Source organism: Pseudomonas sp. 478 (genome assembly GCF_003254125.1).
Lineage (GTDB): Bacteria > Pseudomonadota > Gammaproteobacteria > Pseudomonadales > Pseudomonadaceae > Aquipseudomonas.
On record NZ_QKZG01000005.1, the window covers coordinates 316,723 to 330,044 of the forward strand.

The window sequence follows — 13,322 nt, forward strand, 5'->3', positions numbered from 1 at the left end:
GACTGATCCCATCAAGGACGATTTTCATGCAAGACATTCGTTGCGGCCAATGCGGCCGCAAACTCGCCGCCGCCAGCGGCTTCCTTGAATTACAAATCAAGTGCCCGCGTTGCCGGACACTGAACCATTTGAAGGCCCAGAGCCTCCCCCTAGCGTGCCGCGAGCATCCAGAACTACGAGTTCATGAATGCAGCAACCCACCATTGGAAGCCTGTTCGCAGGCATAGGAGGTTTTGATGTCGGATTTGAAAACGCTGGTTACCGCAGCGCCTGGCAAGTTGAACTCAACCCGGTCAACCGGGCTGTGCTTGCCGACCGATTTCCCCATGCACGCCAATTTGAAGACGTGCGCCAGTGCGGCGCCCATAACCTCTCCCCCGTCGATGTCCTCACCGCCGGGTTCCCCTGCCAGGACATCAGCATTGCCGGTGCCAGACCCAGCAACCAAGCCACCCGTGGACTACGCGGCGAACGCAGCGGCCTGTTTTGGGAAGTCATACGAATCCTCAAAGAAATTCAACCTCGCTGGGTGGTCCTTGAGAACGTCGTTAACCTGCTCGCTATCAACGATAGCCAAGACTTTGAAACAGTCATCAGGGCCCTTGCGGACTGCGGGTATGTGGGATTTTGGCGAGTGCTTAATGCTCAATATTTCGGAGTCCCCCAGCAGCGTCGCCGAGTATTCCTGGTCGCAGGTTATCGACGAATGCCCCCCTTCGAGTTCCTGGCTGACGCCGCGCCAGTGGACGCAATACCTCCAGCGTCTCAATCGATCCAGTGGCCACGCCCCGCGGATGCCTGGGCTGCCAATACTCTATTGGCCAGCAAAGCCGGCTCCCAAATCTCTCTGGGCTGTACCACTTTCGTCGCTCACGCGAACGGATGGGATCAGATGGCTGAGCGGCAGCGAGCGTCTGAGGATGATGGGTTTTGCCTCGGACTGGATGCGGCCAACCTTGCAGAGGCTTTTGGTGCCGGAAACGCCGTTGTTACGCAGGTTGCGGAGTGGGTTGGGAGGAAGTTGATTGTGGTGAAGTGAACTCGTCAACGCGTTGGGCAGAGACCTCAACGCGTTATGAGGACTCTTGAGCACCTTATCCGTGCCTCGGTTGTTTTCAGTGCAATATTTTTAACATACGCCGATCTTGCTGATATTATATGGCTACTATCTCGACCAGCATGCGCATATGGACTTGCAATCTCAATGAACCCTACTTCCCCAACCCTGATACTTTACATTATTTTGTTCTTCTTTCTCGCAGTCGCTGTGTTCTATTGCACAGATCGACATTTCAAAAACAAAATAATATGGATAAAAAACCCAAGACTCAAACTAAACTATAGCTTTCACGACTGGAAAGTAGCTGATTACTCAGCAACAACAATTATTGCAAGCGTTGGACTACTGTTAATAATTGTTCTACTAAAACTTATGGGTGGCCAGATACCATATATAATACCTCGTGCTGTTTTTTTCATAATCTGCGCAAGCACAATAATTTTTTCAATCAGCTATTACAGCTTGGTGAACATTTACCAAAAATACTCCGGATTGTTAAAAATAGTCGCCACCCTTACAGCCTTAATAATCACTCTTATCGCAGATTCGATAGCCGATGAAACAATCGCAAACTACACACACGCAGATCCTGCAAAATTCCCTACCACCCAGAAAATATTCATTTTAGTGATAGCTATAGCGCTTTGGATTTATTTGGCAATGTATGCAATTTTCCCAGCATTCATCCTTGTATTTTTACACATATTCAAAAACCAAGTCCTCGATCATTTTAAACAACGCAAACGAAGCTATGCCGATTCATGCACAAATCTCAAAAAAAATAATGTGCGCGACTTTAATCTTGGACTTGCATCTTTACTTGGGCTTGCATACACAAGCCTAATTTTACTCGGTATTATTGCAAACACTGATTCAAAATTTGTCGATAAGACGCTAAGAAAAATTTTAGTATCAGCCTCATTCCACCTCCCCCCAGACGCATGCAAAATAGAGACATTTTACAACGACTCATATATCGCGTTCATTAACGATGATAACGTTCTATTAGCCACTCCTGATCGGGAGCTCGGATATACTTTTCAGGAAAGAAAATGCGAAATTCAGCCTGTAAAAATTGAACGCAAACCGATGAAATCAATTCATCGATTATTTTATAAAGTTGATGGATTCAGCGCACCCAGAGCAATCAGTCCGAAATCTTGTCCGATACAATTTTGCTCGATTATGGACGGCAACTTCTGCATCTAGGCCCGCGACGAATATCCTGGGACAGTGGTTACCAACTACTGGATAAGTGACTGAGTGGCAGCGAGAGACTAAAGATGATTGATTTTGCCTCGGACTAGATGCGCCTGATCTTGCAAAGACTTTCGCTGCCGGAAACTATCCTTCCCGGCACCACCAGGATTGCGCATACGCGCAGCCATCGATGAACTCAATGCCACTGAGTACAAAACCGGTCGCAGTCATACCTGCAAGTGTTGCGTCCAGCAACGCCGGAAGTGGATCAGGATCCAGCGGCATTCCCACCACGACACGAGCGACGTTCGTGGCTCGTCCCAGCGCTTGGCAGACCGATGAACTCACCATGACATTGCCTTTGATCGCGAGGTATCGGCGTCGTGACTTAGCGTCGAGTGCGATGCCGCGTGACCTCATCGGCGTGACCAGTAGGTGCATGTGGCGGCCTACTCGTCGCTATCAATGTCGAGCATTGATTCCACGGCGAAGGCTAGTGCCCCATCAGCCAACTCAAGCAGATCACAAAGATCGTCGTTATCAATCAGCCTGTTTTCATGCAGCGCATAAGCTTGCATCAGCAACGCCTTGTGATGAGCGCCTGGCTGGGCGAGTAGCGTGGCTTTGTCTGCGAGCATGGTTTGCCAGTGTGATAAATCCATTTGCACGGCGGCGACTTTGGCGGTGATTGTGTTTGTCATCGATACGGACTCCACGGCGAACAATACTGTATGTACAAACAGTATATTCATGGTCTTCGGATAACACCTACAGATGCCGACGAAATGGCTTACAGGCATCAGAGAATGACCCGGGTATAAATCCTACTTTTGACAGCTTGCTCAAGACAAAAAAAACCCGCCTCAGCCGAAACTGAAACGGGCTTTTCCCCACATTTATGACCGTTACTTCAGGTCGTCAAAGTGGTCTCGCAGGAACTCGTAAAAGCGAAACGCTTTCAACAATCTCCATACGAGGCTCAGCGTACGCAGCAAAAGCTTCATACGTTTTGGCCTCCAGGTTGGGGGCCAAACCTCCAGCGCACTTACCGGATCACGCGCGCCTTCGGGAAGACACGCCAATGACTCCCACGAGGCGGCCGGTTGAGTTCCCTCCGAGCCATCATTCCGGCACGGGTGCAAAACCGTGTCAGAGGGGACGAAACTGTTATGTCACCGGCCAAACCTCATCGCTGCACTGGCGTGCGAGCGACGGCATATTAACCTAGAACTCCAAACGCGGCAGTCGGAAATGGGTGATCTTTTGGGCACCCAAGCGATGGATAGGCTTAATTTTGTAAAACGTTATTTCTGTCAGTGTCTACCGGTTCGAATTCAACGCCAAGCAGCGACTTTCTGCACCTTCAGATGCCGTCAATCGGTGTTGGCAAAATACATTGCAAGGATGAGCAAAGATTAATACTATTGCCTCCACGCCAATGTCTCCCATGAGATGCGCTAAGCCCCAGCCGCAAACTGAGGCTTACAAAAGAACCGCCCCGCAAAGGCGGTTTTTTTTCGCCTGTCGTTTGGGTCTTGATCATGCGCGTTGCGCTTCGGACACTGCTACCACATCGCGGCACAGTGGGTGGACGAGGGTTTGATTCGCAGGCTGTCGGAGCTGTCTTTCTTTATGTTCCAGTCATGGGGTGCGCCCGAGCTTGGCGCATGTCCCCACGTAATCCGCGACCGCCTCAGCAAACGCGTCTTGCAACGCATCGACTGACTCACCCTGGAAGCCAACGATGTCCTTGATGCCCGCGATATGTCCGATGAACAGCCCATCTTCTTCGCTGTACTCGATTTGCGCGGTGTAACCGCCGGCTTTCAACTCGTTCACTTTTCCACTCCTGGTGTGTTCTTTTCAGAATATTGGGTGGCTTCATGTCGAAGTTGTAGGCAAAATCCGATAGTTACGTAAGGTGTTACGTAAACCGTGCTTCTGGGCACGGTGCTGCCTTGTTAGTCCAATCTTTGTCGGGATATTCTCCAGACATCGCTGCATATTCAGCGATCGGGCGTGAGACCCCGGGGACAATCAAGGCGCAAAGCGCCAAAAAACCTATTGCGGCGTTTTTTTTCGTCTGCAATAAGGTTTTATGGCGGCTGTGCGTGGAAGGCCTTCGGGCCTACCGGTTACCTTGATTGCCGGGTCTCACACCACGCACGGCTGCCACCCAAGCTTTGAGACAGCTAAGTGGCAGTTCCTCAATCAAGGGAACTGATAATGAACAAAATAGATCCTTCCGAAATTCGTCCGATCACTAACCCTCTTTCTGCGCTGCGTAACTCCCCGCCTCTTCACCTTTGCATCTTTGGAGGTGATCAATGACCGAACCAACAGAAGCAAAAACCATCGGCATCACACCCTGCATCTTTTGCGCAGACAAACCATTATTCCGTGTCAACGGGGGCGTGCCTGTCGACGCGGCTTTGGCAATGGCATCCGATCTGCTGTTCCTGGCCAAAGCGCTTTCAAAAGACGCAGCTTATGACAGAGAAACCGACCGCTTTTCATGGGCTGCGCACTATTTGACGTCGATGGGAAAGGCGGTGATTGACGATGTGGTCAAAGCTGTAACACCGCCCCCCGTTAGACCGAGTATGAAAGTCGCAAAATAGCGGCTATTCACTCCAAATCTTTGCCCCGACTGTGTCGGGGCCTCTGAGCAATTGCTGCAGTGCATGAGTAACGAATCTACCTGCAGCGACACACTTACATTTTCGCGCACATTTCAACGTCAGCCTGCGTTCTGACTTCTGTCTCAATACCCAATCTGTATTTGCAATAATCGATGATGTCCTGGCGTAAGTCGTCGGTCAGCCTGTCTACTTTTCGATAGTCTCCGTCATTGGCGTGAACGTTGAAAAATTGCATTCTCAACGCAGGCGTTTTCTTCAGGAAGAAAACGGCATGGACCTCACCGTCTGAGACCTCGTTGTAGTAGCCAATATTTAGCACCGCCAACAATGCAAGGGCGCTTACAAATAATAGGAGCTTCATTCTGTAACGGGCCGAGGGGGCGGTAGAAGCTGCGTCTTAATCATTTCCGTAAATCGCCTTTCCAAACAAGTCTGATACAGTCGGCCTTGGTAAATTCATTGACAGGGAGTCAAGCATGGCAAAGCCAGCTGCACGTATCACCGACCCAACCAGCTGCCCCATACCTGGGCACGGTTCAAAAGCTATTGCCTCCGGTTCTCCCGATGTGTTCTTCGACGGGCTTGCAGCCGCACGAAAAGATGACACCTGCACCTGCGGTAGCGCTTTAGCCTCGGAGGTGTCAGCTACCGTGTTTATCAACGGCCAAAATGCCGCACTGGTCGGTACTGTCGGCACCCATGGCGATGTCGTGATCGGTGGCTCAGGTACCGTCATCATCGGCAGCTCTCATACGCCAGCGCCGTTTACATCCCCTACCCCAATGATCATCCATGGGAACTGGATCGGCTTCAAGATTCCTGCAGAAGAGAGCTACGAAGGATTTGCTTGCACAGCGCATTTTGACGACGGATCTTCCATGGCCGGAGTATTCGACTCAAGCAACTCGGTCAAATTCACTAACCCAACCGGCAAGGCCTGCCATACGCTGGCATTCGCGCAGCACGAGAACACCTGCATAACCTCAGGCATCGACGGACTACTGAACGACATTTTGGGATAAGGATATTCTCGTGACGGAACCGAATCTGGTAACCGGAAGCTACATCGTTAAAAGTGAACATACGCTCAACCAGTCTCCCCTTGAGATGGCGGTTGCGGGCATGGAGGGGGCGGCTAGCCGTTTCTCCGTCGACGCCATCAAGGACGAACGCGTCCGTGCGAGCTACGAGAGAAATATCCGGCGTATGTCACAGCAAATATTTGCTGAGGTAAAAGCAGGCAACATCAGTGTTGAAGACGCCTCCAAGTTCAGCAACGAAATGCGCAACAAGATCATGTTCGAACACCGAAAGCTGACCTCAGCACAGGGCCTGGCCATCGTGCAAAAAAAGAAGAAAACCGGGAAAACACATAGCGAGATCTTGAACGGAAAATCTCAAACCCAGTTCAACAAAAATTACGAACAACTTTCAAAGGCCCAACAGAAAGAAGTCTTGTACAGAGCTCTGGAACGGTCGGGAAGTGCCAATTCCAAGTTCACTTCTGGCACCAAAATCATGTCTGTAATGGGCAAGGTCGGTATCATCATGACGGCAGTATTGGCGACTTACCAAATACTGAATGCTGATGACAAGGCCAAAGAAACGGCTCGTCAGGCCACCATCTTGGGCAGCGGTGCCGCGGGAGGATTTCTTGCGGGGCTCGGCATATCGGCTATTTGTGGTCCGGGGGCGCCTGCCTGCGCCATCGCCGTTGTACTCATCGGAAGCATCGCCGGTGGCATGGCAGGCGGAGTCGCAGCCGATACATTCGACGTCGAGCTAGAGGAGCTAGCCCATTGGGACATATTCTGACTCCCGCAGAACGAGCGAGTATCCAGATCGCGTTAGCGGAGGCATTTGTAGACAGTGAAGTCGACTATGCCTCGATAGCGGAACGCATCCGGGGCTATGACCTGAAGGTCGTAGAAGACATCCTGTACTCAGAAGTTGCACCGGTCTGTTTTAGCAACCTTGAAACGCCCGTCCCGCCAGTGTGGACTGGCTTCCAAGATGAATGGCTGTTAACTGAGATAGCTAAAGAAATTAGCGCACGAGAAACCAGTTGGCTTCGACGCAGCTTCGACCTGTTGAAAGTGACTTGGCTACGCTACAGCTACGGCTATATCTGGAAGGAGATCATGAAATCTCATGATCTTAAATGAGGTACGGGCTCCACTCGAAGCCGGTTGACGCTGCTGTTCAGAAAAGAACCCGGCACTAGCCGGGTTCCCTTTAGTGTGGCTGAGTTTCACTAAGAATTTGTGACCAAAATCTTTGCCGATCATCGCTACAATCGGAGCACGCCCGCCAGTGCCTGTACGATGTGCAGAATATAACCACGGTCTATGTAGGATAGTTTTCTATACCATGTAAGAAGCATCAACTCATCTTGTGTTAGCTCAGAATTTTCGCTGGTGGTCATATCCCCGCGAATGTTCTCTTCTTCTTGATCCAATATGCCCATTACTCCGTTAAGTGCATTACGGGCGTAACGTTACTTAGGAGTGCAGAAAATCCAAATGAAATCCGTCGTAACGAATGTTCTAAATAGCCACGAGTTATTTCTTGGCGTTTGAAAGGCTGGTGACTTCGGACATCGCACCGACGATGCGATGCACAGCTTTTTGGTCATAATCAGACAGCGTCCGGAATTGCTGAATCAACTGTTCTTCGGCCTCATCCAGCCCTTCAACAGCGCGCAGCAAACGCCCGCCCGTCAAGACGTACAGCACATCTACCCCAGCCTTGGCCACGGCCGAAAGATAGACGGAATCAGGGTTTCGCTCGCCTTTTTCATAGCTGCCTTGGGTGTTGCGGGTGATGCCGCCGAGCTGCGCAAAGGCATCTTGATTGAGGCCTAGCAGCGTCCTTTCCTCGCGCAGGCGGTCACCCACGCTAACGTCCAAGTCTTCTTTAGATGCACAACTTTTCAAGCTTTCACCCTTTACAGGCCAAATTGTTTGGGCATAATGGCGCCAAATAACCACGGATGCCAACGAATGGACACTATGCCCGCCACCCTTACACCCGAGCAAGCCCGAGCAGCACTTGATCGAAAAGGTATTAGCCTCGCCGAGTTCTCCCGCCAGCACGAACTGAACAGCAACCTAGTCAGTGATTTGCTCAATGGCCGGAAGAAGGGACGGCGCGGTCAGGCACATCGTGCCGCGGTGTTGCTGGGCATCAAGGAAGGCACTGTCGATTGACGGGGCACCCCCTCAACCACGTTGTCAGCACAGCGCAAGGATGCACTTAGTGAGCACTTACAAACTGGTTTGCCCTCACTGCCTTTCCCGAATGCGGATACGCACCAGCGAAGGGACCCACATTTTTCTGCGCGTCGCTTACCTGCAATGCACCAATGAAGCCTGCGGCTGGTCGGTACGCGCTGAATTCGAAATGACTCATGAGATGAGCCCCAGCGGTATGGCCAACCCTACCGTCAAGCTCCCGCTGGCTGACACAGCGTTGCGTCGTGAAGCCATGAAACAAGCCAGCGATCAGCTGGAACTACTGCCGAACCAAGGACTGGAGACAGCGCCATGACACCCTCCCACAACTCTCATGACTACCGCACCTGCATGCAGCACGCGGCCCGGGCCTACCTACTGCGACATCGGGCAGAGCATTTGGCTGACTCCGAGCAGTTATTCGAAAACGGCGTACGTCACTTGATCGTCGCTCTTGAAGTGCCGGCCAGCCTCGCGACGAAGCTGGTGCACCTGGCGTGGAGTGAACTTCAAGGCGACGAGCATCAGCCACTCCCGCTCGACGCAATCGATTTCGATTTAGCCCGAACGCTGTAACCCCCGCCCAACACACCTCACCCCATGCCGCGATGGGTATGGGTGAGGTGCGCTCAAAATTCGAGGTCTCTGAGGGTTTAGTGACAATGGAGCTTTCTAACGCGCTTCGCGCTGATGTGTTGCAACGGCTTACGGCCGATTATGGGTTGAAGCGGCGCCTCAGTACCGATTACATGCGCGGCGGCAAATGCCCCGCCTGCGGCAAAAAAGAACTGTACACCCGCCACTCCAATCCTTGGCTGATCATTTGTGGTCGCGAGAGTAAGTGTGGGCAGCGTTGGCACCTGAAGGAGATTTATGAGGACCTGTTCGACGACTGGAGCAAGCGCGCACCCTCCTCCGATCAGTTCCCCGCTGCGACCGCCCGCGCCTACCTGGAGTTTGCCCGGGGTTTTCGGTTTGAGTTGATCCAAGGCTGGTTCACCCAGGAGACGTACTACTCAGATGAATTGAATGCCGCCAGCGCGACGGTACGTTTTGCGCTTGATCAGGGCGGTTACTGGGAACGGTTGATCGATCGGCCTCACCGTTTCGGCAAGATGAAAGCCCGGTTCCAACCGGGTGAAAGTTACCGAGGGACCTGGTGGTGCCCGCCCTGTGTTGAGTTGCTTGAGGTCAAAGAGCTGTGGATTGTCGAAGGCATCTTCGATGCGATCGCCCTGGCCCATCACGGCATCGCGGCCGTGTCGGCGATGTCCTCCAACGTATTCCCCGAAACGTCACTCAAAGAACTCTCTCGCCACCGAGGCGGAAAGCTCCCCAAACTGGTTTGGGCGCTGGATAACGAACCCGGCGCTCATCGCTACACCAAGCGTTGGGTCCGCGAAGCCCGCGCTTTGGGTTACACCTGCGACGCGGCGCAGATCCCGCAACCCGACAACCGTAAAATCGATTGGAACGACCTGCATCAGCGTTGGCAATTTATCGAAGACGGCGAGCAACGCACCGAGCAAGTCGAACAAGACCTCCGGACCGCACGCCACCACGGCGCGCTACTGATCGCCGAAAGCGCCGCCGAGAAAGGCGTATTGATGTACGAATGGCGTGAAAGCCATGAGTTTCACTTCGGGTACGAGAACCGCCTTTACTGGTTCAAGATGGACTTGGATAAATTCAACAAAGCCATGCAGGCGCTGGACACCTCCGAGCGCCATGAGGACCAACAGCTCAGTGATAAGCAGCGCCGGGCCAAAGCATTACGTCAGTGCGGTGGCGTCGTGGAGATTGCGAACTGCTATCCCCAAGCTTTGTACTTCCAACGCAACGACGTCACCGATGAGTCCTGGTACTACTACCGCATCGACTTCCCGCATGACGGCGGCAGCGTCAAAAACACCTTCACCGGTGGCCAGGTGGCTGCGGCCAGCGAGTTTAAAAAACGCCTGCTGAGCATGGCCGCCGGTGCGGTATTCACCGGAAGCGGCAAGCAGCTCGACAAGATCCTAAAGGACCAGTTGTACGGCCTGAAAACCGTCGAGACGATTGATTACGTGGGTTACAGCAAGGAATACGGCGCTTATGTATTCGGTGATGTGGCCATGCGCAATGGGCTGGTTTGCGAGGTGAACAAGGAGGACTTCTTCGAGTTTGGAAAGCTGCGGCTCAAGACGCTGCAGAAGTCGATCAAGATGCATATTCAGCGGGATCACAAGCAGTACCGAACCGACTGGCTGCCGATGCTCTGGCTGTGTTTTGGCGCCAAAGGAATCGTTGCCCTGGCGTTCTGGTTTGGCTCGCTGTTCGCCGAGCAGATACGGGCCAAGTACAAATCCTTTCCGTTTCTGGAAGTCACGGGCGAAGCCGGCGCCGGCAAAACCACGCTGCTGACCTTTCTGTGGAAATTGTTGGGCCGAGAACACGAAGGATTCGACCCGTCAAAATCGACCCGCGCCGGTCGGCAGCGAGCCATGGGCCAGGTGTCGAACATGCCGGTGGTGCTGATCGAGGGCGACCGTAACGAGCCGGACAAAGCACACGCCAAGAGCTTCGACTGGGATGAGCTGAAAGACTTCTTCGGTGGCGGCACGCTCGGCACCAAGGGCATGAAAACCAGCGGTAACGAAACGTATGAACCGCCGTTTCGCGGAGTCATTGCCATCAGCCAGAATGCCGATGTCAGTGCGTCTGAGGCCATCCTGACCCGGATTATCAAATCACATTTTGCGCGGCCGGAAGTCACCACCGAAACCCGTGCAGCCGCTGACAACCTCAACGTGATCCCGGTTGAACAACTAAGCCATTTTCTGGTGCTGGCGGTTCGCGCAGAACCACAAGTCATGGCGAAATTCGCTGAGCGCGTGCTGGTGCACGAACAACGCCTACGCAAGCTCAAGGAAATCCGTGTTGAGCGGATCATCAAAAACCACAGCCAGATGATGGCCCTGGTCGATTGTCTGTGCCTGATCTGCCCACTGGATGAGAACCAGGTAGTGACGACTCACCAGCAACTCACTGCCATGGCCTTGGAGCGGCAATCCGCGATCAGCGCTGACCATCCTCTGGTTGCCGAGTTTTGGGAGGTCTACGAATACCTCGAAAGCCTGGGCGAAGGTCCGCAGGTCAATCACAGCGCCGACCCGACACTTATCGCTATCAATCTGAACGAGCTTGCAGAGAAAGCGGGTGAGCATCGACAGAACCTTACCGACCTCAAGACGTTGCGCGCGTTGCTGGTCGATAGCCGCAGCCACAAGTTGCAGGAGATCAATAAAGCCATTTACAGCGCCGTTCGCGCTTCGCAGGCGGCGAACAACCCAATGCTCAAGAAACCAACCACCGTGCGCTGCTGGATATTTAAAAGAGCCTGACACCGGGCAAATAGCGCACGACCATGCACCCACGACACGCAAAGAGCCAAGGAGGCGAGGTGTGAGCAGTATTGAGTTTTTGACGCACGATCAGGTCTGTGAGCTGACCGCTGCACGGACGAAAGCCGGTCAATTGGCTGTATTGGGCAATAACGGCATCCGCCACACGATCAAACGAAATGGATGGCCGTGTGTCACTACAGCCGCATTGATCGACAGCAAACAGAACCAATCAGTGGCGCCCGCCACCTGGCAGCCAAGGAAAGCATTATAAATGGGTCGTAAGCCATCAAACCCGGGCAGCATCGCTCGCTTAAGGCAGCGCAAACAGCGTAGTGGAGTTGTTTATTACTACTACGACACCGGATCAAAGCCTCGTAGGGAGATTCCACTCGGGTCTGATTACGGATTAGCCATCTTCGAATACGCCAAACTCGAGAAATCCCGGGTCTCGGTTGAGTTGGCGAAAACAGTACTCACTTTCGAATATGTGGCAAATCTCTATATGAAGGAAGTCGTACCGACGAAGGCTTCCGCGACCCAGAAAGACAATGCGCGAGAATTGAAGCAGTTGCTCGTTTTCTTCAACGATCCACCTGCCCCGCTTGAGGCAATTGAGCCTCAGCATGTAAGGCAGTATCTGCGGTACCGCTCAAAAACTGCCCCTGTCCGGGCAAATCGTGAAAAGGCGCTGCTCAGCTCAATCTGGAATTTCGCGCGTCAGAGCGGTTACACCGCACTGGCAAACCCTTGCTCAGGGATAAAAGGAAACAAAGAGACAGGGCGGGATGTTTATGTCGAGGATGACCTTCTATTAAAGGTCTATCAGCACGCAGAGCAACCGCTGAAAGATGCCCTGGATCTTTTCTATCTCACAGCACAAAGGGTTGCCGATACTTTAAAGATGGACGAGCGGGACATTCGTGATGGGCAGCTTTCGGTTCGACAAGGGAAAACCAGCGTGAAACGGCGCATTGAGATAGTCGGCGAATTGAAAGTTGTAATCGCCCGGATTATGGCCCGCAAAGCTGGTTACAAGATTCGATCAACTCGACTTGTTGTAATGGAAAACGGTCAGCCGATGACAACCAGCATGCTCAGAAAACGATTTGATGATGCGCGGGAGGCCGCTGGCATTCCAAAAGCTGACTTTCAGATGCGCGATTTGCGGGCAAAGGCGGCGACGGACAAGGAGGAATCGACAGGCAATATACGGGCAGCCCGCGATCAACTTGGGCACACCACCGTCGGTATGACAGAGCAGTACATTCGAATGCGCAAAGGCATGAAAGTCACGCCTACGAAATGACCAACGATAACGAATTGCGGAGCAGAGATTGGTTTTTGCGGAGCAAAGAAATAAGGGCTTGCATGAGGTATCTCACGCAAGCCCTTGATATTCATGGTGCCCGAAGCCGGAATCGAACCGGCACGCCCTTACGAGCGGGGGATTTTAAGTCCCATGCGTCTACCAGTTTCGCCATTCGGGCGGTAGCGCGGTGAAGCAGTCTGAAGACTGTCAAATAACGATCTGGCAGTTCTGACGCCTGTGCAGCAGAGGGGGAAATATATACATCCCGCTCCGGTGAAGCAAGTTTGCGACTGGCCTTTTCAAGACTAAATCTTGCAGGACAGTGCAAATAAAAAAGCTCCGTAAATCATAGATCTACGGAGCTCGTTTAAAGTGGAGGCCGAGGTCGGAATCGAACCGGCGTAGGTGGATTTGCAATCCACTGCATAACCATTTTGCTACTCGGCCTCAAACATCTGATGTCATGTAGCACAACATCAAACGCGTACAAAC

At 52.7% G+C, this 13,322-nt stretch carries 17 protein-coding genes, 2 tRNA genes and 1 pseudogene; 13 read left to right on the plus strand and 7 right to left on the minus strand.

The genetic code is table 11. The features are described 5' to 3' along the window. Nucleotides 1–26: 26 nt before the first annotated feature. From DFS28_RS13320 to DFS28_RS13330, 3 genes are read left to right on the plus strand one after another with little or no spacing between them, the layout of a single operon-like run. Complete coding sequence (locus DFS28_RS13320) at nucleotides 27–227, plus strand: Com family DNA-binding transcriptional regulator (protein ID WP_111450168.1); 201 nt, start codon at nucleotides 27–29, stop codon at nucleotides 225–227. Next, nucleotides 188–1,039, plus strand: coding sequence for a DNA cytosine methyltransferase (locus DFS28_RS13325; RefSeq protein WP_111450169.1), 852 nt, complete (start codon nucleotides 188–190; stop codon nucleotides 1,037–1,039). The genes DFS28_RS13320 and DFS28_RS13325 overlap by 40 nt, the downstream gene beginning before the upstream one ends. 36 nt (nucleotides 1,040–1,075) lie before the next feature. Next, nucleotides 1,076–2,269 (plus strand): hypothetical protein, encoded by a 1,194-nt coding sequence (locus tag DFS28_RS13330; protein ID WP_132834036.1) that lies wholly within the window; start codon nucleotides 1,076–1,078, stop codon nucleotides 2,267–2,269. A gap of 135 nt (nucleotides 2,270–2,404) precedes the next feature. Here the strand turns inward: DFS28_RS13330 and DFS28_RS30860 are convergent, their stop codons facing one another. The 3 genes and pseudogenes from DFS28_RS30860 to DFS28_RS13345 all read right to left on the minus strand — a co-directional run. Then, the gene (locus DFS28_RS30860) at nucleotides 2,405–2,701 is read right to left on the minus strand and encodes a hypothetical protein (RefSeq protein ID WP_111450171.1); all 297 of its coding nucleotides are present in this window, start codon (nucleotides 2,699–2,701) and stop codon (nucleotides 2,405–2,407) included. Between the two features lie 8 nt (nucleotides 2,702–2,709). Continuing rightward, the gene (locus tag DFS28_RS13340) at nucleotides 2,710–2,961 is read right to left on the minus strand and encodes a hypothetical protein (protein WP_111450172.1); all 252 of its coding nucleotides are present in this window, start codon (nucleotides 2,959–2,961) and stop codon (nucleotides 2,710–2,712) included. Nucleotides 2,962–3,904: 943 nt separating this feature from the next. Then, nucleotides 3,905–4,099: pseudogene (locus tag DFS28_RS13345) on the minus strand (type II toxin-antitoxin system HicB family antitoxin); the annotation flags it as partial. A gap of 488 nt (nucleotides 4,100–4,587) precedes the next feature. Between DFS28_RS13345 and DFS28_RS13350 the strand changes: the two are divergent. Next, the gene (locus DFS28_RS13350) at nucleotides 4,588–4,881 is read left to right on the plus strand and encodes a DUF3077 domain-containing protein (RefSeq protein WP_111450174.1); all 294 of its coding nucleotides are present in this window, start codon (nucleotides 4,588–4,590) and stop codon (nucleotides 4,879–4,881) included. 94 nt (nucleotides 4,882–4,975) lie between these two features. Here DFS28_RS13350 and DFS28_RS13355 read toward each other — a convergent pair whose 3' ends face one another. After that, nucleotides 4,976–5,263 carry a hypothetical protein gene (locus DFS28_RS13355; RefSeq protein ID WP_111450175.1) on the minus strand — a complete coding sequence of 96 codons (288 nt, stop codon included), beginning with the start codon at nucleotides 5,261–5,263 and terminating at the stop codon, nucleotides 4,976–4,978. Between the two features lie 115 nt (nucleotides 5,264–5,378). Between DFS28_RS13355 and DFS28_RS13360 the strand changes: the two genes are divergently transcribed. From DFS28_RS13360 to DFS28_RS13370, 3 genes are read left to right on the plus strand one after another with little or no spacing between them, the layout of a single operon-like run. After that, the gene (locus tag DFS28_RS13360; RefSeq protein WP_111450176.1) at nucleotides 5,379–5,924 is read left to right on the plus strand and encodes a PAAR domain-containing protein; all 546 of its coding nucleotides are present in this window, start codon (nucleotides 5,379–5,381) and stop codon (nucleotides 5,922–5,924) included. 10 nt (nucleotides 5,925–5,934) lie between these two features. Next, on the plus strand, nucleotides 5,935–6,717 hold the full coding sequence (locus tag DFS28_RS13365) for a hypothetical protein (RefSeq protein ID WP_111450177.1): 783 nt from the start codon (nucleotides 5,935–5,937) through the stop codon (nucleotides 6,715–6,717). Next, nucleotides 6,702–7,067, plus strand: coding sequence for a hypothetical protein (locus tag DFS28_RS13370; RefSeq protein ID WP_111450178.1), 366 nt, complete (start codon nucleotides 6,702–6,704; stop codon nucleotides 7,065–7,067). The genes DFS28_RS13365 and DFS28_RS13370 overlap by 16 nt, the downstream gene beginning before the upstream one ends. Before the next feature lie 396 nt (nucleotides 7,068–7,463). On the opposite strand, the gene DFS28_RS13375 is transcribed toward DFS28_RS13370, so the two are convergent. Then, complete coding sequence (locus DFS28_RS13375) at nucleotides 7,464–7,799, minus strand: helix-turn-helix domain-containing protein (protein ID WP_256596879.1); 336 nt, start codon at nucleotides 7,797–7,799, stop codon at nucleotides 7,464–7,466. A gap of 114 nt (nucleotides 7,800–7,913) precedes the next feature. On the opposite strand from DFS28_RS13375, the gene DFS28_RS13380 reads away from it, so the two are divergent. From DFS28_RS13380 to xerC, 6 genes are all read left to right on the plus strand, one after another. After that, nucleotides 7,914–8,111: a DNA-binding protein gene (locus DFS28_RS13380; RefSeq protein ID WP_111450250.1), complete on the plus strand. Its 198-nt coding sequence runs from the start codon at nucleotides 7,914–7,916 to the stop codon at nucleotides 8,109–8,111. Nucleotides 8,112–8,160: 49 nt separating this feature from the next. Beyond that, a complete protein-coding gene (locus tag DFS28_RS13385) occupies nucleotides 8,161–8,451 on the plus strand; it encodes an ogr/Delta-like zinc finger family protein (RefSeq protein ID WP_111450179.1) in 291 nt (96 codons plus the stop codon). Then, on the plus strand, nucleotides 8,448–8,711 hold the full coding sequence (locus tag DFS28_RS13390; RefSeq protein ID WP_111450180.1) for a hypothetical protein: 264 nt from the start codon (nucleotides 8,448–8,450) through the stop codon (nucleotides 8,709–8,711). The genes DFS28_RS13385 and DFS28_RS13390 overlap by 4 nt, the downstream gene beginning before the upstream one ends. 86 nt (nucleotides 8,712–8,797) lie before the next feature. Further along, nucleotides 8,798–11,518 (plus strand): toprim domain-containing protein, encoded by a 2,721-nt coding sequence (locus DFS28_RS13395; protein ID WP_178082208.1) that lies wholly within the window; start codon nucleotides 8,798–8,800, stop codon nucleotides 11,516–11,518. A 61-nt stretch (nucleotides 11,519–11,579) separates the two neighbouring features. Beyond that, a complete protein-coding gene (locus DFS28_RS13400) occupies nucleotides 11,580–11,792 on the plus strand; it encodes a DUF4224 domain-containing protein (RefSeq protein ID WP_111450181.1) in 213 nt (70 codons plus the stop codon). Beyond that, nucleotides 11,793–12,827, plus strand: coding sequence for a tyrosine recombinase XerC (gene xerC, locus DFS28_RS13405; RefSeq protein ID WP_111450182.1), 1,035 nt, complete (start codon nucleotides 11,793–11,795; stop codon nucleotides 12,825–12,827). It abuts the gene before it with no gap. 94 nt (nucleotides 12,828–12,921) lie between these two features. Here the strand turns inward: xerC and DFS28_RS13410 are convergent. Both DFS28_RS13410 and DFS28_RS13415 read right to left on the minus strand, forming a co-directional pair. Next, a tRNA-Leu gene (locus DFS28_RS13410) sits at nucleotides 12,922–13,008 on the minus strand. A 195-nt stretch (nucleotides 13,009–13,203) separates the two neighbouring features. Next, a tRNA-Cys gene (locus tag DFS28_RS13415) sits at nucleotides 13,204–13,277 on the minus strand. Between the last annotated feature and the right edge of the window lie 45 nt (nucleotides 13,278–13,322).

What these genes read in the sequence shown, in the direction of transcription:
- DFS28_RS13320 (WP_111450168.1), top strand. Translation starts at nt 27, where the DNA reads ATGCAAGACATTCGTTGCGGCCAATGCGGCCGCAAACTCGCCGCCGCC.
- DFS28_RS13325 (WP_111450169.1), top strand. Translation starts at nt 188, where the DNA reads ATGCAGCAACCCACCATTGGAAGCCTGTTCGCAGGCATAGGAGGTTTT.
- DFS28_RS13330 (WP_132834036.1), top strand. Translation starts at nt 1,076, where the DNA reads ATGAGGACTCTTGAGCACCTTATCCGTGCCTCGGTTGTTTTCAGTGCA.
- DFS28_RS30860 (WP_111450171.1), bottom strand. Translation starts at nt 2,701, where the DNA reads ATGCACCTACTGGTCACGCCGATGAGGTCACGCGGCATCGCACTCGAC.
- DFS28_RS13340 (WP_111450172.1), bottom strand. Translation starts at nt 2,961, where the DNA reads ATGACAAACACAATCACCGCCAAAGTCGCCGCCGTGCAAATGGATTTA.
- DFS28_RS13350 (WP_111450174.1), top strand. Translation starts at nt 4,588, where the DNA reads ATGACCGAACCAACAGAAGCAAAAACCATCGGCATCACACCCTGCATC.
- DFS28_RS13355 (WP_111450175.1), bottom strand. Translation starts at nt 5,263, where the DNA reads ATGAAGCTCCTATTATTTGTAAGCGCCCTTGCATTGTTGGCGGTGCTA.
- DFS28_RS13360 (WP_111450176.1), top strand. Translation starts at nt 5,379, where the DNA reads ATGGCAAAGCCAGCTGCACGTATCACCGACCCAACCAGCTGCCCCATA.
- DFS28_RS13380 (WP_111450250.1), top strand. Translation starts at nt 7,914, where the DNA reads ATGCCCGCCACCCTTACACCCGAGCAAGCCCGAGCAGCACTTGATCGA.
- DFS28_RS13390 (WP_111450180.1), top strand. Translation starts at nt 8,448, where the DNA reads ATGACACCCTCCCACAACTCTCATGACTACCGCACCTGCATGCAGCAC.
- DFS28_RS13395 (WP_178082208.1), top strand. Translation starts at nt 8,798, where the DNA reads ATGGAGCTTTCTAACGCGCTTCGCGCTGATGTGTTGCAACGGCTTACG.
- xerC (WP_111450182.1), top strand. Translation starts at nt 11,793, where the DNA reads ATGGGTCGTAAGCCATCAAACCCGGGCAGCATCGCTCGCTTAAGGCAG.